The sequence below is a fragment of the Bradyrhizobium sp. CSA207 genome, from assembly GCF_029051685.1.
Lineage (GTDB): Bacteria > Pseudomonadota > Alphaproteobacteria > Rhizobiales > Xanthobacteraceae > Bradyrhizobium.
Map to the genome: position 1 here is coordinate 145970 of NZ_JAACFT010000004.1, position 25480 is coordinate 171449.

The 25480-nt window shown below is 64.8% G+C and carries 25 protein-coding genes; 23 read left to right on the plus strand and 2 right to left on the minus strand.

The window, feature by feature from the left end; translation table 11 throughout:
• Positions 1-102: 102 nt before the first annotated feature.
• The 15 genes from GWG65_RS05650 to mmsB all read left to right on the plus strand — a co-directional run bounded on the left by GWG65_RS05650 (position 103) and on the right by mmsB (position 17117).
• Entirely contained in the window at positions 103-1845 is a 1743-nt protein-coding gene (locus GWG65_RS05650; RefSeq protein ID WP_275194419.1) for a fumarate reductase/succinate dehydrogenase flavoprotein subunit, read from the plus strand.
• Between the two features lie 34 nt (positions 1846-1879).
• Positions 1880-2113, plus strand: coding sequence for a ferredoxin family protein (locus GWG65_RS05655; protein WP_008141081.1), 234 nt, complete (start codon positions 1880-1882; stop codon positions 2111-2113).
• Between the two features lie 2 nt (positions 2114-2115).
• Complete coding sequence (locus GWG65_RS05660) at positions 2116-3093, plus strand: HEAT repeat domain-containing protein (protein WP_275194420.1); 978 nt, start codon at positions 2116-2118, stop codon at positions 3091-3093.
• 112 nt (positions 3094-3205) lie between these two features.
• A complete protein-coding gene (locus GWG65_RS05665; protein ID WP_275194421.1) occupies positions 3206-4378 on the plus strand; it encodes a fumarylacetoacetate hydrolase family protein in 1173 nt (390 codons plus the stop codon).
• 386 nt (positions 4379-4764) lie between these two features.
• On the plus strand, positions 4765-5730 hold the full coding sequence (gene ytfQ / locus GWG65_RS05670; protein ID WP_275194422.1) for a galactofuranose ABC transporter, galactofuranose-binding protein YtfQ: 966 nt from the start codon (positions 4765-4767) through the stop codon (positions 5728-5730).
• 116 nt (positions 5731-5846) lie between these two features.
• Positions 5847-7391, plus strand: a complete 1545-nt coding sequence (locus GWG65_RS05675; RefSeq protein ID WP_275194423.1) for a sugar ABC transporter ATP-binding protein — start codon at positions 5847-5849, stop codon at positions 7389-7391.
• Positions 7388-8380: an ABC transporter permease gene (locus GWG65_RS05680; RefSeq protein WP_275194424.1), complete on the plus strand. Its 993-nt coding sequence runs from the start codon at positions 7388-7390 to the stop codon at positions 8378-8380. Before GWG65_RS05675 ends, GWG65_RS05680 begins: the two co-directional genes overlap by 4 nt.
• The gene (yjfF, locus tag GWG65_RS05685) at positions 8377-9357 is read left to right on the plus strand and encodes a galactofuranose ABC transporter, permease protein YjfF (RefSeq protein ID WP_275194425.1); all 981 of its coding nucleotides are present in this window, start codon (positions 8377-8379) and stop codon (positions 9355-9357) included. Before GWG65_RS05680 ends, yjfF begins: the two co-directional genes overlap by 4 nt.
• Complete coding sequence (locus GWG65_RS05690) at positions 9354-10121, plus strand: FadR/GntR family transcriptional regulator (RefSeq protein ID WP_275194426.1); 768 nt, start codon at positions 9354-9356, stop codon at positions 10119-10121. Before yjfF ends, GWG65_RS05690 begins: the two co-directional genes overlap by 4 nt.
• Positions 10122-10123: 2 nt before the next feature.
• Positions 10124-11050: a Gfo/Idh/MocA family oxidoreductase gene (locus tag GWG65_RS05695; RefSeq protein ID WP_275194427.1), complete on the plus strand. Its 927-nt coding sequence runs from the start codon at positions 10124-10126 to the stop codon at positions 11048-11050.
• Between the two features lie 2 nt (positions 11051-11052).
• Positions 11053-12129, plus strand: coding sequence for an aldose epimerase family protein (locus tag GWG65_RS05700; RefSeq protein WP_275194428.1), 1077 nt, complete (start codon positions 11053-11055; stop codon positions 12127-12129).
• Positions 12126-13010 (plus strand): SMP-30/gluconolactonase/LRE family protein, encoded by an 885-nt coding sequence (locus GWG65_RS05705; RefSeq protein WP_275194429.1) that lies wholly within the window; start codon positions 12126-12128, stop codon positions 13008-13010. Before GWG65_RS05700 ends, GWG65_RS05705 begins: the two co-directional genes overlap by 4 nt.
• Positions 13011-13088: 78 nt before the next feature.
• Positions 13089-14162, plus strand: a complete 1074-nt coding sequence (gene chvE, locus GWG65_RS05710; protein ID WP_275194430.1) for a multiple monosaccharide ABC transporter substrate-binding protein — start codon at positions 13089-13091, stop codon at positions 14160-14162.
• A 190-nt stretch (positions 14163-14352) separates the two neighbouring features.
• A complete protein-coding gene (gene mmsA / locus GWG65_RS05715; RefSeq protein ID WP_275194431.1) occupies positions 14353-15930 on the plus strand; it encodes a multiple monosaccharide ABC transporter ATP-binding protein in 1578 nt (525 codons plus the stop codon).
• The gene (gene mmsB / locus GWG65_RS05720) at positions 15927-17117 is read left to right on the plus strand and encodes a multiple monosaccharide ABC transporter permease (RefSeq protein ID WP_275194432.1); all 1191 of its coding nucleotides are present in this window, start codon (positions 15927-15929) and stop codon (positions 17115-17117) included. The genes mmsA and mmsB overlap by 4 nt, the downstream gene beginning before the upstream one ends.
• 77 nt (positions 17118-17194) lie before the next feature.
• Here mmsB and GWG65_RS05725 read toward each other — a convergent pair whose 3' ends face one another.
• A complete protein-coding gene (locus GWG65_RS05725; RefSeq protein ID WP_275194433.1) occupies positions 17195-17602 on the minus strand; it encodes a hypothetical protein in 408 nt (135 codons plus the stop codon).
• Positions 17603-17686: 84 nt separating this feature from the next.
• The gene (locus GWG65_RS05730; RefSeq protein ID WP_275194434.1) at positions 17687-17842 is read right to left on the minus strand and encodes a hypothetical protein; all 156 of its coding nucleotides are present in this window, start codon (positions 17840-17842) and stop codon (positions 17687-17689) included.
• Positions 17843-18021: 179 nt separating this feature from the next.
• Between GWG65_RS05730 and GWG65_RS05735 the strand changes: the two genes are divergently transcribed.
• The 8 genes from GWG65_RS05735 to GWG65_RS05770 all read left to right on the plus strand — a co-directional run bounded on the left by GWG65_RS05735 (position 18022) and on the right by GWG65_RS05770 (position 25298).
• Positions 18022-18597: a cytochrome c oxidase subunit 3 family protein gene (locus GWG65_RS05735; RefSeq protein WP_275194435.1), complete on the plus strand. Its 576-nt coding sequence runs from the start codon at positions 18022-18024 to the stop codon at positions 18595-18597.
• A 2-nt stretch (positions 18598-18599) separates the two neighbouring features.
• The gene (locus GWG65_RS05740; RefSeq protein WP_275194436.1) at positions 18600-18860 is read left to right on the plus strand and encodes a cytochrome C oxidase subunit IV family protein; all 261 of its coding nucleotides are present in this window, start codon (positions 18600-18602) and stop codon (positions 18858-18860) included.
• Between the two features lie 98 nt (positions 18861-18958).
• Complete coding sequence (locus tag GWG65_RS05745) at positions 18959-19411, plus strand: cytochrome c (protein ID WP_275194437.1); 453 nt, start codon at positions 18959-18961, stop codon at positions 19409-19411.
• Between the two features lie 45 nt (positions 19412-19456).
• Complete coding sequence (locus GWG65_RS05750; protein ID WP_275194438.1) at positions 19457-20803, plus strand: cbb3-type cytochrome c oxidase subunit I; 1347 nt, start codon at positions 19457-19459, stop codon at positions 20801-20803.
• A 62-nt stretch (positions 20804-20865) separates the two neighbouring features.
• Positions 20866-21678: a CbbQ/NirQ/NorQ/GpvN family protein gene (locus tag GWG65_RS05755; protein WP_275194439.1), complete on the plus strand. Its 813-nt coding sequence runs from the start codon at positions 20866-20868 to the stop codon at positions 21676-21678.
• A 9-nt stretch (positions 21679-21687) separates the two neighbouring features.
• Positions 21688-23601, plus strand: a complete 1914-nt coding sequence (locus GWG65_RS05760; RefSeq protein ID WP_275194440.1) for a VWA domain-containing protein — start codon at positions 21688-21690, stop codon at positions 23599-23601.
• A 75-nt stretch (positions 23602-23676) separates the two neighbouring features.
• On the plus strand, positions 23677-24339 hold the full coding sequence (locus GWG65_RS05765; protein WP_275194441.1) for an HAD family hydrolase: 663 nt from the start codon (positions 23677-23679) through the stop codon (positions 24337-24339).
• Positions 24340-24347: 8 nt separating this feature from the next.
• A complete protein-coding gene (locus GWG65_RS05770; protein WP_275194442.1) occupies positions 24348-25298 on the plus strand; it encodes a sugar-binding domain-containing protein in 951 nt (316 codons plus the stop codon).
• The last annotated feature ends 182 nt before the right edge of the window (positions 25299-25480 follow it).

Below are 25480 nucleotides of genomic sequence, written 5' to 3' on the forward strand. Positions count from 1 at the left end.
CACAAATCGCTCTGCGGCGACAACTAATTGCTATCGCCGGAAAGCCCCCTGAACAAATCTGATGCAAAGGCGCCGGACCTGCCGGCGAACCAGGAGCAAGCGATGGCACTAGATCAGATCGTCGACGGACTTTCGGAAGTTTCCTGCGACGTGCTGGTGATCGGCGGCGGCACGGCCGGCCCGATGGCGGCACTCAAGGCGAAGCTGAAGAACCCGAAGGCCAATGTCGTCCTGCTCGAAAAGGCCAACGTCAAGCGCTCCGGCGCGATCTCGATGGGCATGGATGGCTTGAACAACGCCGTTATCCCCGGCTATGCGACGCCGGAGCAGTACACCAAGGAAATCACCATCGCCAATGACGGCATCGTCGACCAGAAGGCGGTCTATAAATATGCGCAGAACTGCTTTGGCATCATCGAAGAGCTCGACAGTTTCGGCATTCGATTCCTGAAGAACGAGAACGGCGACTATGCCGTCAAGAAGGTGCACCACATCGGCACCTACGTCCTGCCGATGCCGAATGGCGAGACCGTGAAGAAGGCGCTGTACCGCCAGCTGCGCCGCGCGCGCATCCTGATCTCCAACCGTTACATGGCGACGCGCCTGCTCAAATCCGCCGACGGCCGCATCGCCGGCGCGATCAGCGTCAACACCCGCACCGCCGAGATCTTGGTGATCAAGGCCAAGGCGGTGATCCTGTGCATGGGCGCTGCGGGCCGACTGGGTTTGCCGACCTCAGGCTACATGTTCGGCACCTACGAGAACGCGGCCAATTCTGGCGATGGCTATGCCATGGCCTATCACGCCGGCGCCGCGCTCGCGAACCTCGAATGCTACCAGATCAATCCGCTGATCAAGGACTATAACGGCCCGGCCTGCGCCTATGTCGCCGGCCCCTTCGGCGCCTTTACCGCCAACAACGAGGGATCGCGCTTCATCGAATGCGACTATTGGTCGGGCCAGATGATGCTGGAGTTCTACAACGAGCTCTTGTCCGGCAAGGGTCCGGTGTTCCTCCAGCTCAAGCATCTCCACCCCGACACCATTTCCGAGATCGAATCCACGCTGCACAAGGTGGAGCGGCCGACGCGCGGCCTGTTCCAGCAGGGGCGCGGGGTCGACTACCGCAGCGAATCGATCGAGATGCACATCTCCGAGATCGGCTTCTGCTCCGGCCACAGCGCCTCCGGCGTGTTCGTCGACGACAACGCGCGCACCACCGTGCCCGGCCTCTATGCGGCCGGCGACATGGCGAGCGTGCCGCACAATTACATGCTGGGTGCCTTCACCAACGGCTCGGTTGCCGGCGTTGACGCGATGGAGTTCGCCGAAAATCACGATTTCGCCGAGTTCGACGCCGCCGACATTGCCACGGAGCGCGACCGCGTGCTGGCGCCGACCAGGCGCGAGGACGGTATTCCGCCGAACCAGATCGAATACAAGACGCGGCGTCTGGTGAACGACTATCTCCAGCCGCCGAAGGTGACGCGCAAATACGAGCTCGGCATGCGCCGCCTTGCCGAGGCGCGCGAGGACATGCAGGAGCACATGATCGCGCGCAACGCGCACGAGCTGCTTCGTGCGCTCGAAGTGCAGTCGATCATGGATTGCGCCGACATGGCCGTGCATGCCTCGCTGTATCGCGAGGAAAGCCGCTGGGGCCTCTATCACTGGCGCACCGATTTTCCCGAGAAGGACAACGAGAACTGGTTCTGCCACACCCTGCTATCCAAGCAGGACGGCAAGATGACCAGCGAAAAGCGTGCGGTTGAGCCCTATGTCGTGCCGATCGCGGATGACGAGAAGGACCTCTACGACAAGCAGCGCATCCGCGCCACCGCCTGATCCATCGCCAAGCGCAAGCAACAGGAGAAATACGATGCCTCTCGCTTCCTATCAGACATCGGTTCCGGTGGTCGTCGACGACGCCAAATGCATCGCCGACAAGGGCTGTACCGTGTGTGTCGACGTCTGTCCGCTGGACGTGCTGCGCATCAGCGACATGACCGGCAAGGCCTACATGGCCTATGACGAATGCTGGTACTGCATGCCCTGCGAGGCGGACTGCCCGACCGGCGCCGTCACCGTCAACATTCCTTATCTGTTGAGGTAATCATGTCGAGCCCGTTCGAATCCTACGACGACCTCGAAGATGCCGACGAGCGGCTCCAGGCTGCCGATCCGGGGGAGCGCCGTGTCGCCATCATCGCGCTCGGCCATTCCGGCGATCCGGCAGCTGTCGGCCATCTCGCCAAGATGGTGGTCGATCCCGATGCCGGCGTGCGCCAGCAGGTCGCGATGGCACTTGGCGAGTTCGACGGGCCGGAGGCGGCGAGTGCGCTGGTCAAGCTGCTGGTCGACCCCGAGAGGATCGTGGCGTCCGCCGCGGCCGACAGCATGGCCGAGTTCAAGGATCCCTCCTGCGCCGACATCATCCTGCCGCTGGTCAAGCACGCCCACGCGTTCGTTCGCATGGGCGCGCTACGTGCGCTGAAAGAGCTGCGCTGCAAGGATACGCTGAAGCCGGCGTTGGAAGCGCTGCAGGATTCCGATGCCGCCGTGCGCGTGCAGGCGATCGGCGTGATCGGCTTCCTCAAGCTGGAAGAATCGATTCCGGCGCTGACCGCGCTGATCAACGATCCCGACGCCCATGTGCGCCGCGCCGCCGTCAGCGCGCTGGCGTTCTCGCAGATGAAGCCTGCGGCGGAAACAATCACGCGCGCGTTGAAGGACACCGACTGGATGGTCCGCGAGATGGCGGCGGAGACTCTGGGCCTCAACATCAACGGTTCGCTCGCGGCCGACCAGCTCGTCGGCTGTCTTGCCGATGAGTTCTGGCAGGTGCGGCTGAAGGTGATCCGCAGCCTCGGGCGCATGAAGATCGAGCGCGCAGTGCGGCCGATCGGCAATTGCGTCAACCACGACCAGGCCAATTTGCGGAAAGAGGCGGCCGCCGCGCTCGGCGAGATCGCCCATCCCGACGGCGAGGCGTTCCTGGCCGTGATCGCTGACGATCCCGATCCGGATGTCCGCAAGAACGCACGCTGGGCGCTCCAGCAGATCGCGGCCCAAAAGGCACGGGCAGGGACGTAGCCGCGAGACAAGCTGCCGCTCTGGACTTCCAGAGCCAGACGTTTATTGGTCTTCGCCAATGTGATCGGCCGCTGCGTACGCGGCTGATCCGAGAAATTGCGAGGACGGCGCCATGGCGACATTGACTGTGAAGGATCTTCTCCCCGAGGACGGAACGCGGGGAACGCTGGTCGGCCGCGTCTGGCTGCCGCAGGCGAACGGTCCGTCTGTGGTCGCCGTGCGGGCCGACGGCGTGTTCGACGTCACCGCAAAATTTCCGACCGTCAGCGCACTCTGTGAAGAGGATAATCCGGCCAAGGCGCTTGCTGCGACCAGGGGCGAGCGCATCGGCGATCTCGAAGCCATCGTGGCCAACACGCCGCCCGACCAGCGCGACCCCATGAAGCCGTGGCTGCTCGCGCCCGTCGATCTCCAGACGCTGAAGGCGGCCGGCGTCACTTTCGCCATCTCGATGCTGGAGCGCGTCATCGAAGAGCGGGCCAAGGGCAATCCGGCCTCGGCCGAAGCGATCCGTAAAGAAGTGACGCGGCTGATCGGCGACGATCTGTCCAAGCTCAAGCCGGGCTCGGACCAGGCGATGCGGCTGAAGCAGGTGCTGATCGACCAGAACGCCTGGAGCCAGTATCTCGAGGTCGGCATCGGTCCTGATGCCGAGGTCTTCACCAAGGCGCCGACCCTGTCTTCGGTCGGCACCGGCATGGATGCGGGACTGCATCCGAAGTCGACCTGGAACAACCCGGAGCCGGAGCTGGTGCTGTTCGTCTCGAGCCGCGGCAAGATCGTCGGTGGCGCGCTCGGCAATGACGTCAATCTGCGCGACTTCGAGGGTCGCTCCGCGCTCTTGTTGTCGAAGGCCAAGGACAACAACGCCTCCTGCGCGATCGGCCCGCTGCTGCGCCTGTTCGACGACACCTTCTCGCTCGACGACGCCCGCAAGCTGGACATCAGCCTGAACGTGAAGGGGGCGGACGGTTTTGTCCTCGACGGCCATTCCTCGATCAGCAAGATCAGCCGCGATCCCACCGATTTGGTCGCGCAGACCATCGGGCCCGTGCATCAATATCCCGATGGCTTCGTGCTGTTTCTCGGGACCATGTTCGCGCCCGTCAAGGATCGCGATGCGCCTGGGCAGGGGTTCACCCACAAGCGCGACGACATCGTCACGATTGCAGCGCCCCAGCTCGGCAAGCTCGTCAACCGCATGCGTAGCAGCGACGAGTGCGAGCCCTGGACCTTCGGCATCGGCGCACTGATGAAGAACCTCGCGCAGCGGAAGTTGATCTAGGCGTGTCTTCACCCCCTTCCGCGGGTGGCAGAGCGTGCACGCGCGAATTGCGGGAAGTCGTCATGCCCGGGCTTGTCCCGGGCATCCACGTTCTTGGTCCCGCGCGGTGAGGCGTGGATGGCCGGGACAAGCCCGGCCATGATGGTGTGGCGCTGGCCAAGCCGCATCATTTCCTTCATCTTCCCGTTGCACCCCCGGAACAAAATCGCTCTGGGCGTGTTATAGGACCGTTCCCCGCAGTCCCATGCGCTTCCGGCCAATAGTCAGATAATATGACTAGTCGGAACCGATCTTCCATGAAATAGTGCCTTCCGCCGCCCTCAAGGGCGGCCGTTGGGTGCCATGTTACCATAGGCGCCCGGAATAACACTTGGGAGACACGCCTGATGAACCTCAAAGCCCTTTTTGCGGCCAGCGCCACGGCCGCCTTGCTGATCGCGATGCCGGCCAGCGCCGGCCAGCTCACCATCGGCTTCTCGCAGATCGGATCGGAATCCGGCTGGCGCGCGGCCGAGACCTCCGTCTCCAAGCAGGAGGCCGCCAAGCGCCAGGTCAATCTCAAGATCGCCGACGCCCAGCAGAAGCAGGAGAACCAGATCAAGGCGATCCGCTCCTTCATCGCGCAGAACGTCGACGCGATCTTTCTCGCGCCCGTGGTGTCGACCGGCTGGGATTCGGTGCTGAAGGAAGCCAAGGAGGCCAAGATCCCGGTCGTGCTGCTCGACCGCGACATCGATCCCTCCGGCAAGGAGCTCTATCTTACCGCCGTGACCTCCGACAGCGTGCACGAAGGCGAGGTTGCCGGCGACTGGCTGGCCAAGACCGTCGGGGCTAAGGCCTGCAGCATCGTCGAATTGCAGGGCACGGTCGGCGCGAGCGTCGCCGCCAACCGCAAGAAGGGTTTTGATACCGCCATCGCCAAGCATTCGAACCTGAAGGTGGTGCGCAGCCAGACTGGCGACTTCACCCGCGCCAAGGGCAAGGAGGTGATGGAGAGCTTCATCAAGGCCGAAGGCGGCGGCAAGTCGATCTGCGCGGTCTATGCCCACAATGACGACATGATGGTCGGTGCGATCCAGGCGATGAAGGAAGCCGGACTTAAGCCGGGCAAGGAGATCCTCACCGTCTCGATCGACGCGGTCCCGGATATCTTCAAGGCCATGGCCGCCGGCGAAGCCAATGCCACCGTGGAACTGACGCCGAACATGGCGGGCCCGGCGCTCGATGCCATCGCGGCCTTCAAGGACAAGGGCACGGTGCCACCGAAATGGATCCAGACGGAATCGAAGCTCTACACCGCCGCCGACGATCCGCAGAAGATCTACGACAGCAAGAAGGGTCTCGGCTATTGAGGCGGGGACTTGCGCCGTCGGCGGTTGTCCGGCGGCGCTCCCCTTCGTAGCCGCTGCACAAACGAGTATGTTGGGCGTCCGCGTGGTCCGCGGGCGCCGGTGGGAGTAACGACGCAATGGAGAAAAGCCCGGATCCTGCTCCGCCGCTGCTGGAGGTGCGCGGGATCAGCAAGAGCTTTGGTGCGGTGCGTGCGTTGCAGGAAGTCGACTTCACGCTGCGTGCCGGCGAGATCCATGCGCTGCTCGGCGAGAACGGCGCGGGCAAATCCACGTTGATCAAGGCGATCACCGGCGTGTTCCCGCGCGACGCAGGCGTCATCCGCATCAGCGGCGAAGAGGTCGCGCCGCGCTCGGCCAAGGCGGCGCTTCAGGCCGGCATCGCCACCGTCTACCAGGAGGTCAATCTGCTGCCGAACCTCTCGGTGGCGCAAAACCTGTTCCTTGACCGCCAGCCGATGCGCTTCGGCATCGTGCGCGAAGGCGAGATGCGCCGCCGCGCGAAAATGCTGCTCGGCGGGTTCGGCCTCGATATCGATGTCTCAGCGCCGCTCGGCAGCTATTCGGTCGCAGTGCAGCATGTCACCGCAATCGCGCGCGCCGTCGATTTATCGGCGCGCGTGCTGATCCTCGACGAGCCGACCGCAAGCCTCGACCGCCACGAAGTCGAGATCCTCTTCGATATCATGCGTCAGCTCGCCGGCCGCGGCATCGGCATCGTTTTCGTCAGCCATTTTCTCGACCAGGTCTACGAGATATCCGATCGCATCACGGTGCTGCGCAACGGGCGGCTGGTCGGCGAGCGCGAGACCGCCTCGCTGCCGCGGCTCGAGCTGATCCGGATGATGCTCGGCCGCGAGCTAGCCGAAACCACCAGCGCGCGCGCGGCTACGGCTGAGCATCAGGCGCGCGAAGTTTGTGCGAGCTTCGAAGGCTATGGCAAGGCCGGCTATGTCGCGCCGTTCAATCTCGAACTGCGCCACGGTGAGGTCGTGGGTCTCGCCGGCCTGCTCGGCTCGGGCCGGACCGAGACGGCGCGGCTGGTGTTCGGTGCGGAGCGCGCCGATCGCGGGCAGGCGAAAGTCGAGGGCGATCCCATACGGCTCCTGTCGCCGCGCGACGGCGTGCGCCACGGCTTTGGCTATTGTCCGGAGGAGCGCAAGACCGACGGCATCGTCGCCGAGCTCACCGTGCGCGAGAACATCGTGCTCGCGCTCCAGGCCAAGCGCGGCCTGCACAGGCCACTATCGCGGCGCGAGCAGGACGAGATCGCAGGCCGTTACGTCAAGATGCTCGATATCCGCCCGCCCGATCCGGAGCGCCCCGTCGGGCTGTTGTCCGGCGGCAACCAGCAGAAGGTGCTGCTGGCACGCTGGCTCGCGACCTCGCCGCGTCTTCTCGTGCTGGACGAGCCGACCCGCGGCATCGACGTCGGTGCGCATGCCGAGATCATCCGCCTGATCCGCGAGCTCTGCGACGATGGGCTTGCCCTGCTCGTGATCTCCTCCGAGTTAGATGAGATCGTGACCTATTCGGATCGCGTGGTGGTGCTGCGCGATCGCGCGCATGTCGACGAGCTCACGGGCGAGGCGATCGACATCAGCAACATTCTCGCGGCCATCGCCGCCGATAGCGCTGTTGTTGCGCATGAGGGGCGGGCATGACAGCGCTGCTGCCGCGCCGCGGTCTTGCCCAGATTCTTGCGCTGATCGTTATCCTGGCGGTCGACCGGGTGGTGTCGCCCCAATTCTTCGATCTGCGCCTCCAGGACGGCCGCCTGTTCGGCAGCCTGATCGATGTGCTCAATCGCGGCACGCCGGTGGCTCTGCTCTCGCTCGGTATGGTGCTGGTGATCGCCACGCGCGGCATCGATCTTTCGGTCGGCGCGGTGATGGCAATCTCGGGTGCAATCGCGGCGAGCCTTGCCGACAGTCATGGGCTGCCGGTCGTGCTGGCGGCGGCGCTCGGCGCTGGGCTCGTCTGCGGATTGTGGAACGGCTTTCTCGTCAGTGTGCTCGGCATGCAGCCGATCGTCGCGACGCTGATCCTGATGGTGGCGGGGCGCGGCATTGCCCAGCTCATAACCGAAGGGCGTATCGTGACCTTCAGCTCGCCCGACCTGGTCTGGCTTGGCAATGGCTCCATCCTCGGCGTGCCGGTGCCGGTCGCGATTGCGCTGGGGATGCTGATCCTCACCGGCGCGGTGGTGCGCGGCTCGGCGCTCGGGCTCCTGATCGAGGCGACCGGCGGCAATGCGCGGGCGAGCGAGCTTGCCGGCGTCGGCACGCGCGCGATGATTTTGGCCGTCTATGTCTGGTGCGGCGTCTGCGCCGCGCTCGCCGGCGTGATCGCGGCGGCCGACATCATGGGCGCGGATGCCAACAATGCCGGCCTTTGGCTCGAGCTCGACGCCATCCTTGCGGTGGTGATCGGCGGTACCTCGCTGTTCGGCGGCCGCTTCAGCCTCGTGCTCGCCGTGCTCGGCGCGCTGATCATCCAGACCATGAACACCGGCATTCTGCTGTCCGGCTATCCGCCGGAGTTCAACCTGCTGGTCAAGGCGGTGGTGGTGCTAACCGTGCTGCTGCTGCAATCGCCGAAGCTATCGGGATTCTCCGGGATTATGCCCCCGTTGCGGAGGGCGAAGGCATGAAAGGCCTGCCGCCCGTCGTCATCACGGCCATCGTGCTCGTCCTGGGCTTCGCGCTCTGCGCGATGCAGTTCCCCAACATCGCCTCCACCCGCGTGGTCGGCAATCTCCTCACCGACAATGCCTTCCTCGGCATTGTCGCGACCGGAATGACCTTCGTGATCATCTCGGGCGGCATCGATCTCTCGGTCGGCTCGGTGATCGGCTTTACCACAGTGTTCGTCGCGCTCGCGATCGAGCGCTGGGGTGTGCCGCCGCTGGTCGCCTTCGTCGCCATCCTTGTGCTCTCGGCGGGTTTCGGCGCGGCGATGGGCGCCGTCATCCATGTCTTCGACCTGCCGCCTTTCATTGTGACCCTGGCCGGCATGTTCCTGGCTCGCGGCGCCAGCTTCCTGCTCTCGACGGAATCGGTGCCGATCAGCGCGCCGATCTATTCGACGGTGTCGGATTTCGCGTTGCGATTGCCGGGCGGCGGGCGATTGACGGCGATTGCGATCATCATGCTCGCGATCGTGATCGGCGGTGCGCTGCTGCTGACGTTCACGCGGTTCGGCGCCAACGTCTACGCGCTTGGCGGCAACCGTGTGGCCGCGAACCTGATGGGCGTTGCGGTCGGACGGATGACAGTGCGAATCTACATGCTATCGAGCCTGCTTGCAGGCATCGCCGGCATCGTTTTCTCGTTCTACACCAGCGCCGGCTACTCGCTTTCCGCCGTCGGCGTCGAGCTCGACACCATCGCCGCGGTCGTGATCGGCGGCACCCTGCTGACAGGCGGGCAGGGCTCGGTGATCGGCACGTTCCTCGGTGTGCTGATCCAGGGCTTGATCCAGACCTACATCAATTTCGACGGCACGTTGTCGAGTTGGTGGACCAAGATCGCAACCGGCGTGCTGCTGTTTGCCTTCATCGCCTTGCAGCAGGCGCTGGTCGCGCTCGCGCGCCGGCCCGTGGCGAAGAGTGCAGGAGCAGCGTCATGACCTCGCGCATCGTCGTCATCCCGACGCAACGGGCTCACTCCAATCATGCGGAAGTGGCCCGCTCGATCGGCGTCGACATCATCGCCGGCCGTTACGCCGAAGGGACACGGCTGCCGGGCGATGCCGAGCTGATCGCGATGTTCGGCGTGTCGCGGCCGGTGTTGCGCGAGAGCGTGAAGACGCTGGTAGCCAAGGGGCTGCTCACCACCAAGGCGCGGGTTGGCACCGTCGTGCGCGAGCGCGGCGCCTGGAACATGTTCGACGCCGATGTGCTGGCCTGGCATCTGGACGCCGGCATCGACAAGCGCTTCCTCAACGACCTTGCCGAGATACGTCTCGCGGTCGAGCCGCGCGCGGCAGTGCTGGCGGCGGGGCGGCGATCGGAAGAGGATATTGCCGAGCTGCGCCGCTGCATGGATCGCATGCGGCTCGAGGCCTCCGATTCCGTTCGCTTTGCCGACGCCGACCTCGCGCTCCATGTTGCGGTTGCGCGCGCGTCCGGAAATCTGTTCATGCGCTCGATCGGTCATGTCATCGAGGCCGCCTTGCGCGCCTCGTTCCTGCTCAGCGCCCCGGTCGAACCGGAGGACCGCGACACCGTGCTGCTCTGGCACCAGAAGATCGTCGATGCGATCGCGGCGGGTGACGTCGCCATGGCGTCCGAGGCGATGATCTATGTCATTCACAACGGCATGCGCCGCCACGAAGGCACGGTGATCGAGACCGCACCGACCGAGGCGCCATCCGCGGATACTGGAGAGTGAGCGTGACCGAACTTCGCATCGCCATCGTCGGCTTCGGCAAGATCGCGCGCGACCAACACGTCGGTGCGATCGCCGCGACACCGGGCGCGACGCTGGCCGCCGTGGCGAGCCGCAACGCCTCGCTGCCGGGGCTGCCGCATTTTGCCACAATCGAAGAATTGCTGGAAGAAGGCCCGCCGATCGATGCGGTCTCGTTGTGCACGCCGCCGCAGGTGCGGCGCGCCCAGGCCGTTGCCGCGCTCGCCGCCGGCAAGCACGTGATGCTGGAGAAGCCGCCGGGCACAGGCGTTGCCGAGCTCGATCCGCTCATCGCGATGGCGGCCGCGGCAAGGCGCACGCTGTTTGCGACCTGGCATTCGCGTTACGCGCCCGCGGTCGAGCCTGCACGCGAATGGCTCGCCGCGTGCCGGATCAAGTCCGTGCACATCAGCTGGAAAGAGGATGTCCGGGTCTGGCATCCCGGACAGGGCTGGATCTGGGAGCCGGGCGGGCTCGGCGTGTTCGATCCCGGTATCAACGCGCTCTCGATCATGACCCGCATCCTGCCGCGACCCGTGTTCGTCACGGCGGCCGAGCTTGCCTTTCCCGCCAACTGCCAAGCGCCGATCGCCGCAAACCTGACACTGGCCGACATCGGCGGACTGCCGGTCACGGCCGAGTTCGATTTCCGCCAGACCGGCCCGCAGAGCTGGGATATCGTCGCGGAAACCGACCATGGCCGGATGACATTGTCGGGTGGCGGGCGGCGCATGGCCGTCGACGACAAGGTACTTGCCGAGGCGCCGGATCAGGAATATCGCGAGCTCTATGGCCGCTTCGTCGGACTCACCGCGACCGGCGCAAGCGATGTCGACCTGACGCCGCTTCGCCTCGTCGCCGATGCTTTCCTGCTCGGCAAGCGCACCATCGTCGAACCGTTTATGGATTAGACATGGCTGGCTCAAAAATAGAAAAAGACATCTTCGGAACGCTGCCCGACGGCCGCGTGGTGGAGCGCATCGTGCTGCGCGGGGAGGGCGGATTCGAGGCCCGCGTCATCACCTACGGCGCCGTTCTTCAGGCCCTGGTCGTGCCGGACGCAAAAGGCGGCTACGACGATGTCGTGCTCGGACACGATGCGTTTGTCGGCTATCTCGCCGAGCGAAAATTCTTCGGCGCCACCGTCGGCCGCTATGCCAATCGTATTGCCAAAGGGCAATTTTTGCTCGACGGCGAGACGGTGCAGCTTCCCGTCAACAACAGCCCCAATGCATTGCATGGCGGTCTCGACGGGTTCGACCGAAAACTCTGGGAGATTGCCGGGATTGACGACGGCAAGGAGCCTGCAGTCACGCTCACCTATACGAGCCCGCATCGCGAAGAGAACTATCCAGGCCGGCTCGATGTGCGCCTGACCTACCGTGTCACCGGCCCGGCCGAGCTGTCGCTGAGCATGGAGGCGCGAACCGATCGCCCGACCATCGTCAACCTGACCAATCACAGCTTCTTCAACCTCGAGGGCGCCACGTCAGGCACATCCATCCTTGATCACAGGCTGACGGTGGCCGCCGAGCATTTTCTTGCCATTGATCCGACCGCCATCCCGCTGCCGGAGCCGCCGCGTGCAGTGGCCGGAACGCCCTTCGACTTCCGCAACGCAACGGCGGTGGGCGAACGCATCCGGCAGAGCGATCAGCAATTGCGTAACGGCAGGGGCTACGACCACACCTACTGCCTGGCGCGCGACGGCAAGCTTGCTCTCGCAGCGCGGCTGGAGGCGCCGCGCTCGGGGAGGATCATGGAGCTGTTGACCGATCAACCCGGCCTTCAGGTCTATTCCGGCAACTATCTCGACGGGACGATTTCGGGAAAGGGCGGCAAGCTCATCCGGCAGTCGGACGCCATGTGCCTGGAGCCGCACATCTGGCCGGATGCGCCGAACCGGCCGGACTTTCCGAGTCCGCGCCTCGCGCCCGGCGAGGTCTATCGCCACCACACGGTGTATCGGTTTGCAGCGAGGGCGCCATGACGGAAGAAGAGGTGCCGACCTCCGTCCTCTCCGCCGAGCACTGCCATCTCGGCGAAGGGCCGACCTATGACGTCGCTACCGATACGGCCTGGTGGTTCGACATTCTTGAGGGGCGGCTGTTCGAGGCGCACCTTTCCAGCGGCCGCATCCGCGTCCACGCGCTCGGCCGGATGGCGAGTGCGCTCGGGCGCATCGATGCCGCGCGCCAGCTGATCGTGGCCGAGGACGGTCTCTACATCCGTCAGCTCGTCGATGGCGCGATGACGCTGTTCTGTCCGCTTGAGGCCGACAATCCCGCCACCCGCTCCAACGATTGCCGCGTGCATCAATCGGGCACGTTCTGGATCGGCACCATGGGACGCAACGCCGAGCCGGGCGCGGGCGCGATCTATGCGCTCCATCGCGGCAACATCTCGATCCTGTTCCCTCGTATCAGCATTCCCAATTCGATCTGCTTCTCGCCGGATGGCGCCACCGGCTACTTCGCCGATACCGCGCGCGCGGTGCTCTATGCCGTCCCGCTCAATCCCGCGACCGGTCTGCCGCGCGGCGAGCCGGAGGTGCTGTTGCGCCACACCGGGATCGGCGGCCTCGACGGCTCGGTGGTCGATGCCGACGGAAAAATCTGGAACGCCTGCTGGGGCGCGGGCCGCATCGATGTTTACAGCCCGCAAGGCGAGCGCCTGCGTTCGCTGCGCGTGCCGGCGCGCCAGGCGAGCTGTCCCGCCTTCATTGGGCCCGATCTGTCGCGCCTTCTGGTGACCTCCGCCTGGGAGAACATGGACGATGCGGCGCGCGCCGCCGATCCGCAGGCAGGCTGCACCTTTCTGCTCGATGTCTCCGCGCGCGGTCGCGCGGAGCCCGACGTCAAGCTTGCATAGGAGACCAGAGCCAGTACACACCGCGTTCTCGACGAAACGAAAAGCAGTCTGACACATAGACACATAAGGGAGTGAAATATGCGAAAACTGAAGACGACATTCCTCGCGCTGGCACTGGCCGGCGCTGCGACGATGGCCGTAGGCGTCACCGCGTCCGCCCAGGACAAGGCGACCGTCGGCATCGCCATGCCGACCAAATCCTCGGCGCGCTGGATCGATGACGGCAACAACATGGTCAAGGTGCTGAAGGAGCGCGGCTACAACACTGACCTGCAATATGCCGAGGACGACATCCCGAACCAGCTCTCGCAGGTCGAGAACATGGTGACCAAGGGCGCCAAAGCGCTGGTGATCGCCGCGATCGACGGCACCACGCTCTCCGACGTGCTGAAGCAGGCCAAGGCCAAGGGTATCACCGTGATCGCCTATGATCGCCTGATCCGCGGCACGCCGAATGTCGACTATTACGCCACCTTCGACAACTTTCAGGTCGGCGTGCTCCAGGCACAGTCGATCGAGCAGGGCCTCGGCCTGAAGGAAGGCAAGGGGCCCTTCAACATCGAGCTGTTCGGCGGCTCGCCCGACGACAACAACGCCTACTTCTTCTACAACGGCGCGATGAGTGTGCTGAAGCCGTATATCGACAGCGGCAAGCTCGTCGTTGTCTCCGGCCAAATGGGCATGGACAAGGTTGCGACGCTGCGCTGGGACGGCGCCACCGCGCAGGCCCGTATGGACAATCTGCTCAGCGCCTACTACGGCAACAAGAAGGTCAACGCCGTGCTGTCGCCGTATGACGGCCTCTCGATCGGTATCATCTCCTCGCTGAAGGGCGTCGGCTACGGCAGCGCCAACCAGCCGATGCCGATCATCAGCGGCCAGGACGCCGAGGTGCCCTCGATCAAGGCGATGCTGCGCGGCGATCAGTATTCGACCATCTTCAAGGACACCCGCGACCTCGCCAAGGTCACGGCCGACATGGTCGATGCCGCGCTCGCCGGCAAGCAGGTCACCGTCAACGACACCAAGACCTATGAGAACGGCGCCAAGACCGTGCCGTCCTATCTGCTCAAGCCGGTCGTGGTCTACAAGGACAATTGGGAGAAGATCCTGGTCGACGGCGGCTACTACAAGAAGGCGCAGTTCCAGTAAGAATCTCTCGTCTCCCTCTCCCCGCTCTTGCGGGGAGAGGATCTCTCTGGTGGGATGAAGCGTATGTCAACCAACTCGTCATGCCCGGGCTTGTCCCGGGCATCCACGTCCTACCTCGCAAGCGGCTGCACGTGGATGGCCGGGACAAGCCCGGCCATGACGCTGTGGAAACGTCTAGGGACATGAAGCGATGACCGCAATGCTGGAGATGCGCAACGTCAGCAAGAGCTTTTCGGGCGTGCAGGCGCTGCGCGACGTCAACTTCTCGGTTCAGGCCGGGCAGATCCATGCGCTCGTCGGCGAGAACGGCGCGGGCAAGTCCACGCTGATGAAGGTGTTGAGCGGGGTCTATCCGGCGGGCAGCTACGAGGGCACCATCGTCTTTGAGGGCGAGGAGCGCCGCTTCCGCGACATCAACGATTCCGAGGCGCTCGGCATCATCATCATCCACCAGGAGCTCGCGCTGATTCCGCTGATGTCGATCGCCGAAAACATCTTCCTGTCGCATCCGCCCTCGAAGCTCGGCGTGATCGACCGGGATGAAGTGTACCGGCGCACGCGCGAGCTGCTGGCGCAGGTCGGCCTGAAGGAATCGCCGGATACGCTGATCACCGATCTCGGCGTCGGCAAGCAGCAGCTGGTCGAGATCGCGAAAGCGCTGTCCAAGCGGGTGCGAATGCTGATCCTGGACGAGCCGACCGCGAGCCTGAACGAAGCCGACAGCGCAGCGCTGCTCGAACGCCTGATGACGTTCCGCGAGCAGGGCATCGGCTCGATCCTGATCTCGCACAAGCTCAACGAGGTCGCCCGCGTCGCCGACCACATCACCGTGCTGCGCGACGGCCGCACCGTCGACGGCATCGATTGCCGCAGTGAGCCGGTCGAGGAGGACCGCATCATCCGCAGCATGGTCAATCGCGATCTCGCCCACCGCTTTCCGGAGCGCCGCGCGAAGATCGGCGAGCCCGTCCTCAGCGTGGAGAACTGGTCGGTCTATCATCCGATCCATCCCGAGCGGCAGGTGATCAAGAACGTCAATTTCGGCGTGAAGCGCGGCGAGGTGGTGGGCATTGCGGGACTGATGGGCGCCGGCCGCACCGAATTCGCCATGAGCCTGTTCGGCCGCTCCTGGGGCACCAATGTCAGCGGCTCGATCCGGCTCGAAGGCCACGAGCTCGTGCTGCCGAATGTGGCCGCCGCGATCGATGCCGGTCTCGCCTACGTCACCGAAGACCGCAAGCAGCTCGGGCTGATCCTCGCCGACGACGTCCGCAAGAACATCACGCTGGCCAGCCTCGACCAGGTCGCCCCGCGCCGGGTGATCGACGACATCGCCGAGCTCAAGGTCGCCAGCGACTATCGCGGTCGCATGCGCATCCGCTGCTCCGACGTCTACCAGGAGACCGGCCAGCTCTCCGGCGGCAACCAGCAGAAGGTGGTGCTGTCGAAATGGCTGATGACCGACCCCAAGGTCCTGATCCTCGACGAGCCGACACGCGGCATCGACGTGGGTGCGAAATACGAGATTTACTGTATCATCAACGAGCTCGCGGAGGCCGGCCGCGGCGTCGTGGTGATCTCCTCGGAGATGCCCGAGCTGCTCGGTATCTGCGACCGCATCTGCGTCATGAACGACGGTGCCTTCGTCGGGGAGTTCGCGGGCCTTGATGCGACGCAGGAAAAGATCATGCGCGCCATCATGCGCAACGATAGAAACTTTGGGAGCGGCACGCCTGTTGCCGCGGAGATGGGAGGATCGCAGGCATGACCGACAAGACGGTTTCGCTGCCCGAGGAGCGCCGGCACGGCAGCTTCATCAAGAACAATCTGCGCAACTACGGCATGCTGATGTCGCTGATCGCGATCATGCTGTTCTTCCAGGTCATGACCGGCGGCACGCTGCTGCAGCCGCTCAACCTGACGAATCTGGTGCTCCAGAACAGCTATATCGTGATCATGGCGCTCGGCATGTTGCTCGTGATCGTCACCGGCCATATCGACCTCTCCGTCGGTTCGGTCGCGGGCTTCGTCGGCGCGGTGGCCGCCGTGCTGATGGTGACGTACAAGGTCGACTACACGCTCGCCTTCATCGCCTGCCTCGTGCTCGGCGCGGCAATCGGCGCGGCACAAGGCTACTGGGTGGCCTATTTCAAGATCCCGTCCTTCATCGTGACGCTGGCTGGCATGCTGGTGTTCAAGGGGCTCGCGCTCGCGGTGTTGCAGGGCCAGTCGCTCGGACCATTTCCGCCGACCTTCCAGAAATTGTCATCGGGCTTCATTCCTGAGCTGTTGCCGGAGGCCGGCACGCTGCATCCGACCTCGATGCTGATCGGCGCCGTGCTGGCGCTGGGGCTGGTCTATGCCAGCGCCCGGGGCCGTGCGCGCGAGCAGTTGCATGGCATCGAGGTCGAGCCCTACGCGTTCTTCCTCGGAAAGAGCATCGTGCTGGCCTGCGCGGTGCTGTACGCGACCTATCTGATCGCGACCTATCGCGGCCTGCCCAACGTCCTGGTGATCATGAGCGCATTGATCGCGCTCTACGGCTTCGTCACCCGCCGCACCGTGATCGGACGGCAGATCTACGCTGTCGGCGGCAACGCCAAGGCGGCAAGCCTGTCCGGCATCAAGACCGAGCGGTTGACCTTCTTCACCTTCGTCAACATGGGCGCGCTCGCAGCTCTCGCCGGCCTCGTCTTCGCCGCGCGCCTCAACACCGCGACCCCGAAGGCCGGTCTCGGCTTCGAGCTCGACGTCATCGCCGCCTGCTTCATCGGCGGCGCCTCGGCCTATGGCGGCGTCGGGCGCGTCGGAGGCGCCGTGGTCGGCGCCATGATCATGGGCGTGATGAACAACGGCATGTCTATCCTCGGCATCGGTATCGACTACCAGCAGGTGATCAAGGGCCTGGTGTTGCTCGGCGCGGTCTGCATCGACGTGTATAACCAGCGCAGGTAGGGCGCGGCCACTTCGCCCGGCAGCTTGATCTCGAATTGCTATGGATCGCTCGTGCCGGGGCGCTGTTGATCGTCTCGTCAGCGGGAGCGCTTTGGCAATTTCGGGAGCTTGGCGGGGTCGAATTGCGGCGCCGGTTGTTGCGCCGCCGGCGCGGGCGGCCGGTCTTCACTGTAAATGAGCGTGCCCTCGAGCAGCACGCCGGGGAACTGTTCGGCCGTGGCTGTGTATCGAGCGATCTTGCCGGAGCAGGTCCCTTCCAGCGTAAGCTTGAGTTCGTCGTCGGTTCCGAAAACCGTGGGCAGCTGTTCGGTATGCCTTTTGGTCAGGAGGGTCGCGGTAAACCGTTCGCCGCTGACGTCGACGGAGCCGCTGTACGTCATGACCCCGTCACAGCCCCAGATCATCCCGTCCGCGACATGGGCGATGCCGGTGCCTTGACCGGTCGGCGTCTTGAACCACGCCCTGTATGTGCCGTCCTTGAGCATGAACTTCTCAAACCCTCGTTGCTGAGAGAGCAGATTCAGCGGCACAAGTTTAAGATTGCGTTAAGTTTGCGTCGCGCCGCCGGTCTACTGGGTCACGAACAGCACAAAAGCGATTGCCACGGAAAGGCTGACCGCGGATGCGGTCGCCACCGTGGAGAGAACACCCATTCTCCTGAGTGCCGCAGCGAACAGGATGATGATGGGGGTCGCCGTCAGCAGGCCGATTTGCGCGTCGCTCATGATCTTGTCCGCAGGTCTATGAAACTTGGGTCCGTCAACGTCTACCGCCGGCCACCCTGGCCCACATTGCGACGGCGCAAACGAAAAGCCATCGATCGATTCCTCCGTATTTGTCCGGCGACAAACTCCGCCTCGGCCTGGAAAGCTATTCCTGAACGACATCCTGATCCGGGAAACAGATGTCGGCGACCGATTGCGAACAACACGGCACAGACTGGGGTATCCTGGAGGATCTGCCTGGCGATCCCATGATCTGGGTGCTGATCTTCAGCGAATTGGCCGTCTTCGGCCTGTTCCTTGGCGCCTTCGTCGTCACCCGCGCGATTCATCCGGCGATGTTCGCCTCCGGGCAGGCCTCGCTCGATTCCGGCCTTGCCGGGCTCAACACCATCGTTCTGGTGACCAGCGGCTGGGCGGCGGCCCGCGGCACGGCTGCCGTGCGAACCGCTAGCAAGCGCGCGTCGCGCCGCTGGCTGCTCAGTGCCATGGCACTTGGCGGCCTGTTCATCGCGCTCAAGCTCGTCGAATACGCCGCAGAGATCGATCGCGGGATTGGCCTGGAAACCAGCACGTTCTTCACCCTCTACTTCCTCCTGACCGGCTTCCATCTCCTCCATGTCGGCCTCGGCATCGTGATTCTTGTGGTGGTCTGCCGCCGCGCCGAGCCGGCCGGCGTCGAGACAGGAACCGCGTTCTGGCACATGGTCGATCTGGTCTGGATCGTCATGTTCCCGATTCTGTATCTGGTGCGGTGACGATGCCGAATCGACTCGACATCACGTGGATCGCGCTGATCGGCCTCGCGCTCGCGACCCTCCTGATTCCACCGCTGCTGCCGCGACCGCTGTTCGGCAACGCCCTGCTGCTGGCCTTCGCCGCCGTCAAGGGCCGCCGGATCGTGCTTGATTTCCTTGACTTGCGGACGGCGCCGGCGCTCTGGCGCGGTCTCGTCAGCGCGTGGATCTTCATCGTGCTGCTGTTTGCCTGGCTCGCCTCCGCCGCCGTCGCCGTGATCTGACGCGCTCATTGCGCCCTGACAAAGAACGGGCCGGGCGAAGCGGCAATAAATCGCATCATCGCTTTTCTCAACACGACTCTTACCGGAAAGGATTGGCAATGGCTGAACGCCTGACCAAGTCGGCCGCTCGAAACGTCTTCTACGGCGGCTCGGCCTTTTTCTTCGCCATCTTCATAGGACTGACGGCGCACAGCCATTACTACATGGCCACGACCTCGACCGATGCGAGCACGCTGACGGCGTCGGTGGCCCGCGGCAAGCATGTCTGGGAAAAGAACTCCTGCATCAATTGCCACACCTTGCTGGGCGAGGGCGCCTATTTCGCTCCTGAAGTCGGCAACGTCTGGGATCGCTGGGGTGGCAACGAGGATCCGGCCGGCGCCCGCGAGACGTTGAAGGCCTGGATGCAGTCGCAGCCGTCCGGCGCGCCGGGTCGTCGGCAGATGCCGCAATTCAACCTCAGCGACCAGGAACTCAACGACCTCGCCGACTTCCTGCAATGGGTCAGCACGATCAAGCGCCAGGATTGGCCACCGAACAAGGCCGGCTGAGCGCGCTGCCGTCCACGGATCCTTTCAAGACAGAGAGAACCTGAGATGAAATATCAAACCCAGAAAGTCGCGATGCTGTATTTTTACGGCGCGCTGACGCTGTTCCTGGCCCAGGTCATATTCGGCCTGCTCGCCGGGACCATCTACGTCCTGCCCAACACGCTGTCGGTCATTCTGCCGTTCAACATCGTCAGGATGATCCACACCAACGCGCTGATCGTGTGGTCGCTGATCGGCTTCATGGGCGCGACCTACTTCCTGCTTCCGGAGGAAACCGAGACCGAGCTGTACAGCCCGCTGCTCGCAAAGATCCAGTTCTGGATGTTCTTTGGCGCGGCGGGTGTGGCCGTGGTCGGCTATCTCTTCCATTATCACGAGGGCCGCGAATTTCTCGAGCAGCCCTTCATCATCAAGGTCGGCATCGTCGTCGTCTGCCTGATGTTCCTGTTCAACGTGACGATGACGGCGCTCAAGGGCCGCAAGACCACCGTCACCAACATCCTGCTGTTCGGCCTGTGGGGCGTTGCGATCTTCTTCCTGTTCGCCTTCTACAATCCGGCCAATCTTGCGGTCGACAAGATGTACTGGTGGTACGTCGTGCATCTCTGGGTCGAGGGCGTCTGGGAGCTGATCATGGCCTCCGTGCTCGCCTACCTGATGATCAAGCTCAACGGCATCGATCGCGAGGTGGTGGAGAAGTGGCTCTACGTCATCATCGGCCTTGCCTTGTTTTCCGGCATTCTCGGCACCGGCCATCACTTCTACTGGATCGGCGCACCCGGCTACTGGCAGTGGATCGGCTCGCTGTTCTCCACGCTCGAAGTCGCGCCGTTCTTCACCATGGTGATCTTCACGGTGCAGATGACGTGGAAGGCCGGCCGCAAGCATCCCAACCGCGCCGCGCTGCTGTGGTCGGTGGGCTGCTCCGTGATGGCGTTCCTCGGCGCCGGCGTCTGGGGCTTCCTGCACACGCTGTCCTCGGTCAACTACTACACCCATGGCACGCAGGTGACGGCCGCGCACGGCCATCTCGCCTTCTTCGGCGCCTATGTGATGCTGAACCTGTCGGTGATGGCCTATGCGATCCCGCAGATCAGGGGCCGCGCGCCCTATAATCAGTGGCTCAGCATGGCGAGCTTCTGGATCATGTGCACCGCCATGATGGTGATGACCTTCGCGCTGACCTTTGCCGGCGTGATCCAGGTCCATCTGCAACGTGTGCTCGGCCAGAGCTATATGGACGTGCAGGACCAGGTCGCGGTGTTCTACTGGGTCCGGCTCGGCTCCGGCGTATTCGTCGCCATCTCCGCGCTGATGTTCGTCTGGGCGGTGCTGGTCCCCGGACGCGAGAAGCAGCCGGCCATTTCCGTCGCGTTGCAACCCGCCGAATAGGCGTGAAAGGCGGCCGCGGGGGCGCGCGGCCGCTTTTTCCTGGACGATTTCGGAGAGAGATGATGAAAGCAGCACTTCACGCCGTGACGGCGCCTGCACCCGAGCATCTCGCCTATGTCGCGAACGGCAACGAATGCGCGCTGTTCGAGCACGCCTGGCGCCATCGTCTGCCGGTCCTGCTCAAGGGGCCGACCGGCTGCGGCAAGACCCGCTTCGTCGCGCATATGGCGGCACGGCTGGGCTTGCCGCTCCACACCGTGGCCTGCCATGACGACCTCACCGCGGCCGATCTCACGGGACGCTATCTGCTCAGGGGTGGCGACACGGTGTGGACCGACGGTCCGCTGACGCGGGCGGTGCGCGAAGGCGGCATCTGCTATCTCGACGAGGTCGTGGAGGCGCGCAAGGACGTCACCGTGGTGCTGCATCCGCTCACCGACGATCGCCGCATCCTGCCGCTTGAGCGCACCGGTGAAGAGCTCGCGGCGCCAGACAGCTTCATGCTCGTGGTCTCCTACAATCCCGGTTACCAGACGCTGCTCAAAGCGCTGAAGCCGTCGACGCGGCAGCGTTTCGTCGCCATCGAGTTCGGCTTCCTTCCGCCGCAGCAGGAGGTCGCGGTGGTCGCCGCCGAAAGCGGACTTGCAGCCGAACGCGTGCGGCCGCTGGTTGCGCTGGCCGGTCTTCTGCGAGCATTGAAAGGCCACGACCTGGAGGAGGGCGTCTCGACCCGCCTCGTGGTCTATTGCGCGACCTTGATTGCGGCGGGAGTCTCGATCGCCGATGCCGTGCTGGCCGGCATGATCGAGCCTTTGACCGACGATGCCGATGTCAAGGCTGCGCTGCTCGACGTCGCGCGCGCCGTCATCTCGTGAGGGGGCGCAATGCTCGATTTCCTCGAGCTTGAAGAAACTGTCGGCCGCGCCTGGCACCGCCTGGTCGGCGGCACCGCGAGCTATCCGGTCCATGCCGAACAGGCGGTGTCACTGGCGGAGGTGCGCGGCCGGATCGCGGTGATGTTCCGTGCCCTCGGCGGCGAGAGCGGTGTCCAGATCGCGAGCGCCGGCCTGCGCAGATCGGAGCACCGGCTCGGCTGGCGGCAGCGCATCGGGCTCGGCGACGAGCGTCTCGACCAGCCGGGGCGCGATGCCGCGACCATCTTCCTGCCGGACCGCATCGCGATCTTCGACGATCGCGCGCTGAATGCGTCGCTGTACCGATGGCTCGCTGCGTGGTTTGCCGTTGCGCCCGTCGAAACGAGCGAGGAGGCTGATCCGCTGCGGCGCGACCTCCTGATGCTGCGACGAGCAAGCGAGATCGCAGTCTTCGTGCTCACGCAATGCCCCGGGCTTGCCGACGACTACGCGCAGCTTGCCGCGGCCACCGCGACAGCGCGTCCGCGCCGGCCGCTGCCGCACGTCGAACAGGAGGTCGAGCAGATCGTCCTCGCCTTGCTCGGCGCCGGAAGGGCGCCTCCAGGCAGGCTGTGGGCGGCGATGATGGGGACAGGCCCGCTGCCGGCCAAGGCGCCGCCGGGTTATCGTTCGATCCTGCCGTGCCCGTTGTGGGGCGATTGCTGGGCGCGCGAGCTCTCGCCTGTACATGCGGGCGACGACGAGACCGCGCCGGGTGCGGAACAGGCATCAGCGGACGACCGCAAGCGCTTCGCGGTCCGCGAGTGCGACGACGGCGCCAATCGGCGGGATCCGTTCGTGCTCAACCGCTTCGAGAAGATCATGGCGATGGCCGAGATGGTCAATGTCGATCGTCCTGCCGACGACAACGAGGACGAGGACGCGCAGAAGGCAGCGGATGATCTCGACGAGATCACGCTCGGGCGCCGCAGCGGCAAGCCCGCGACCAGGCTCAAATTCGATCTCGACCTGCCGCCCGAGGCCGTCGATGCGTCACGGCTCGATGCTGGCCTGCTGTATCCCGAATGGGACTATCGCAGTCAGTCCTATCTGCCGGATCATTGCCGTGTGCTTGCAGCCGCGGCGTCCGAGACCGGCGAGAGCTGGACGCCGGATGAATCCACGCGCCGCCATGTCCGGCAGGTGCGGCGCCGGTTCGAAGTTTTGCGGCCGCGCCGCGAATTGATGCGCGCGCAGGCCGACGGGCACGACCTCGATCTCGATGCGCTGGTGCGGGCGCGCTGCGATCTGCGGGCCGGCAGCGGTTCGATGGATCGCGTCCATGTGGCGATGCGGCCGCAGGGGCATGATCTCGCCGTCACCTTGCTGGTGGATGTCTCGCTCTCCACCGACGCCTGGGTCGACGGCTACCGCGTGCTCGATGTCGAGAAGGAGGCGCTGCTGGTGCTCGCCCACGGGCTCTCCGCCTGCGGTGATCACCACAGCATCCAGACCTTCACCTCGCGCCGGCGGTCCTGGGTGCGGCTCGAGACGGTGAAGGCGTTCGGTGAGCCGATGAGCGCGGCGGTCGAGCGTCGTATCGGCGCGCTCAAGCCGGGCTACTACACCCGCATTGGCGCGGCGGTACGCCACGCCGCAGCCGGGCTCGCCAGGCAGCCGCACCGCAAGAAGCTGCTGCTCGTTCTCACCGACGGCAAGCCGAACGATGTCGATCACTACGAAGGACGTTTTGCGGTCGAGGATACCCGCAAGGCGGTGCAGGAGGCGCGCCGGCTCGGCATCGCCGTGTTCGGCGTGACCGTCGACGCGACGGCGCAGTCCTATTTCCCAACCCTGTTCGGGCGGAGCGGCTACGCCATCGTCGGCAATATTCGCCGACTGCCCGCGGTCTTGCCGGCGATCTACCGGCAGGTGGCGCACTGACCGGAGTAAAAGCCGCGGCGCGCCGCTGTCGGGTGAGCTATTGCCCAGCAGATGGGTATATGATCGAATGACCGGATGAACGATAGCCGGGCCACATCCGACCTCATCATCTTCGATTGCGACGGCGTGCTCGTCGACAGCGAGGTGTTGAGCTGCCAATGCCTGTCGGACGTGCTGGCCGGGTTCGGGATCGCGCTCAGTCCGGAGCAGGCGCTCGAGCTGTTTCTCGGACGCAGCACGAAGGCGATCGAGCAACACTATCGTGATCTCGGGCAGGATGTGCCGGAGATCTTCCTGCCGCGATTGAAGTCGCGCGTGCTGGAGACGTTTGCCGCTTCGCTCGAGCCGATCCCCGGCGTGGCTGCCGTGCTGTCGGATCTGAAGGGGCCGTTTTGCGTGGCGTCGTCGAGCGACCTCGACCGCATCTCGCTCTCGCTTGATGTGACCGGGCTCGCGCCGCATTTTGGCGACCGGCTCTACAGCGCGCAGATGGTCAGGCACGGCAAGCCGGCGCCCGACCTCTTTCTCCACGCCGCCGAACAGATGCAGGCCGATCCGTCTCGCACTGTCGTGATCGAAGACAGCGTCAGCGGCGTGAAGGCGGCCAAGGCGGCCGGCATGACGGTCTGGGGATTTGTCGGCGGCAGCCATTATCGCGGACGCGACGGCCACGCTATATTGTCCGGCGCCGGGGCCGATCGGGTCTTTGCGCGCATGACCGATTTCTGGGAGGCGTGACGTCAGCCATGGCCGCCGAGAACGAAAAATCCAGGCTCGACGACGCCGCGCGCGCTGGCTGGCTCTATTTCATTGCCGGCCACACCCAGGACGAGATCGCAAAAATGCTCCAGGTATCGCGGGCCTCGGCCCAGCGGCTGGTGTCGCTGTGCCTTGCCGAGCGGCTGATCACGTTTCGCCTCGAACATCCCATCGCCGCCTGCATGGAACTGGCAGCGCGCCTCAAGGAGCGCTATGACCTCGTCCATTGCGAAGTGGTGCCGGCCGATCCGGCGGCGCCTCAGGCCAACGCAGGCATCGCCGAGCGCTGCGCCAATCTGCTGGATGCGACGCTACGTTCGGAGACGCCCGTCATCGTCGCGCTCGGGACGGGACGCGCGGTGCGCGCCGCGGTCGAACGCGTCACGCCGATCGACCGCCCCAATCATCAGATTGTTTCGCTGGTCGGCAACATTTCCGCCGACGGCTCGGCGAGCTTCTACGACACCGTTGGCCGGCTCGCCGACCGCACCGGTGCGCGGCACTATCCGATGCCGCTGCCGTTTCTGATGTCGTCCGAGGACGAGCGCAACAAGATGGTCAGGATCGAGCCGATCGCGAAGGTGAAGGCAGTTGCCGCCAAGGCTGACTTACGCCTCGTCGGCATCGGCCAGATGGACCAGAAGGCGCAGGTCCATGTCGACGGCTTCGTCACCCGCGACGAATTGTTCGAGATGATGCGGCAGGGAGCGATCGGCGAGATCACTGGTTGGGCTTATGACGCCAAGGGCCGCCTGCTCAAGGCCGGCACCAACAAGCGCCTGACCAGCATTCCGCCGGAGGTGCCGGCGAAGACCACGACGATCGGCGCCGCGGTCGGCGCCGCCAAGGTGCCGGCGATCGCGGCGGCGCTGAATGGGCGCCTGATCAACGGCCTGATCACGGACGAGGCGACAGCAACGGCGATTCTGGAGCGGTAGGGCGGACGATCTCGCCACTTACACCGCTGTCATCATCCGCGAAGGCGGATGATCCAGTACGCTGCGGCTCCGCTTGGGGCAAACCAGCCGATGGCACGGAGTACTGGATGCCCCGCCTTCGCGGGGCATGACGAGGAGGGTCTCCCGCACCGCAGCACTCATAAGTTGCCCATGCGCCCGCG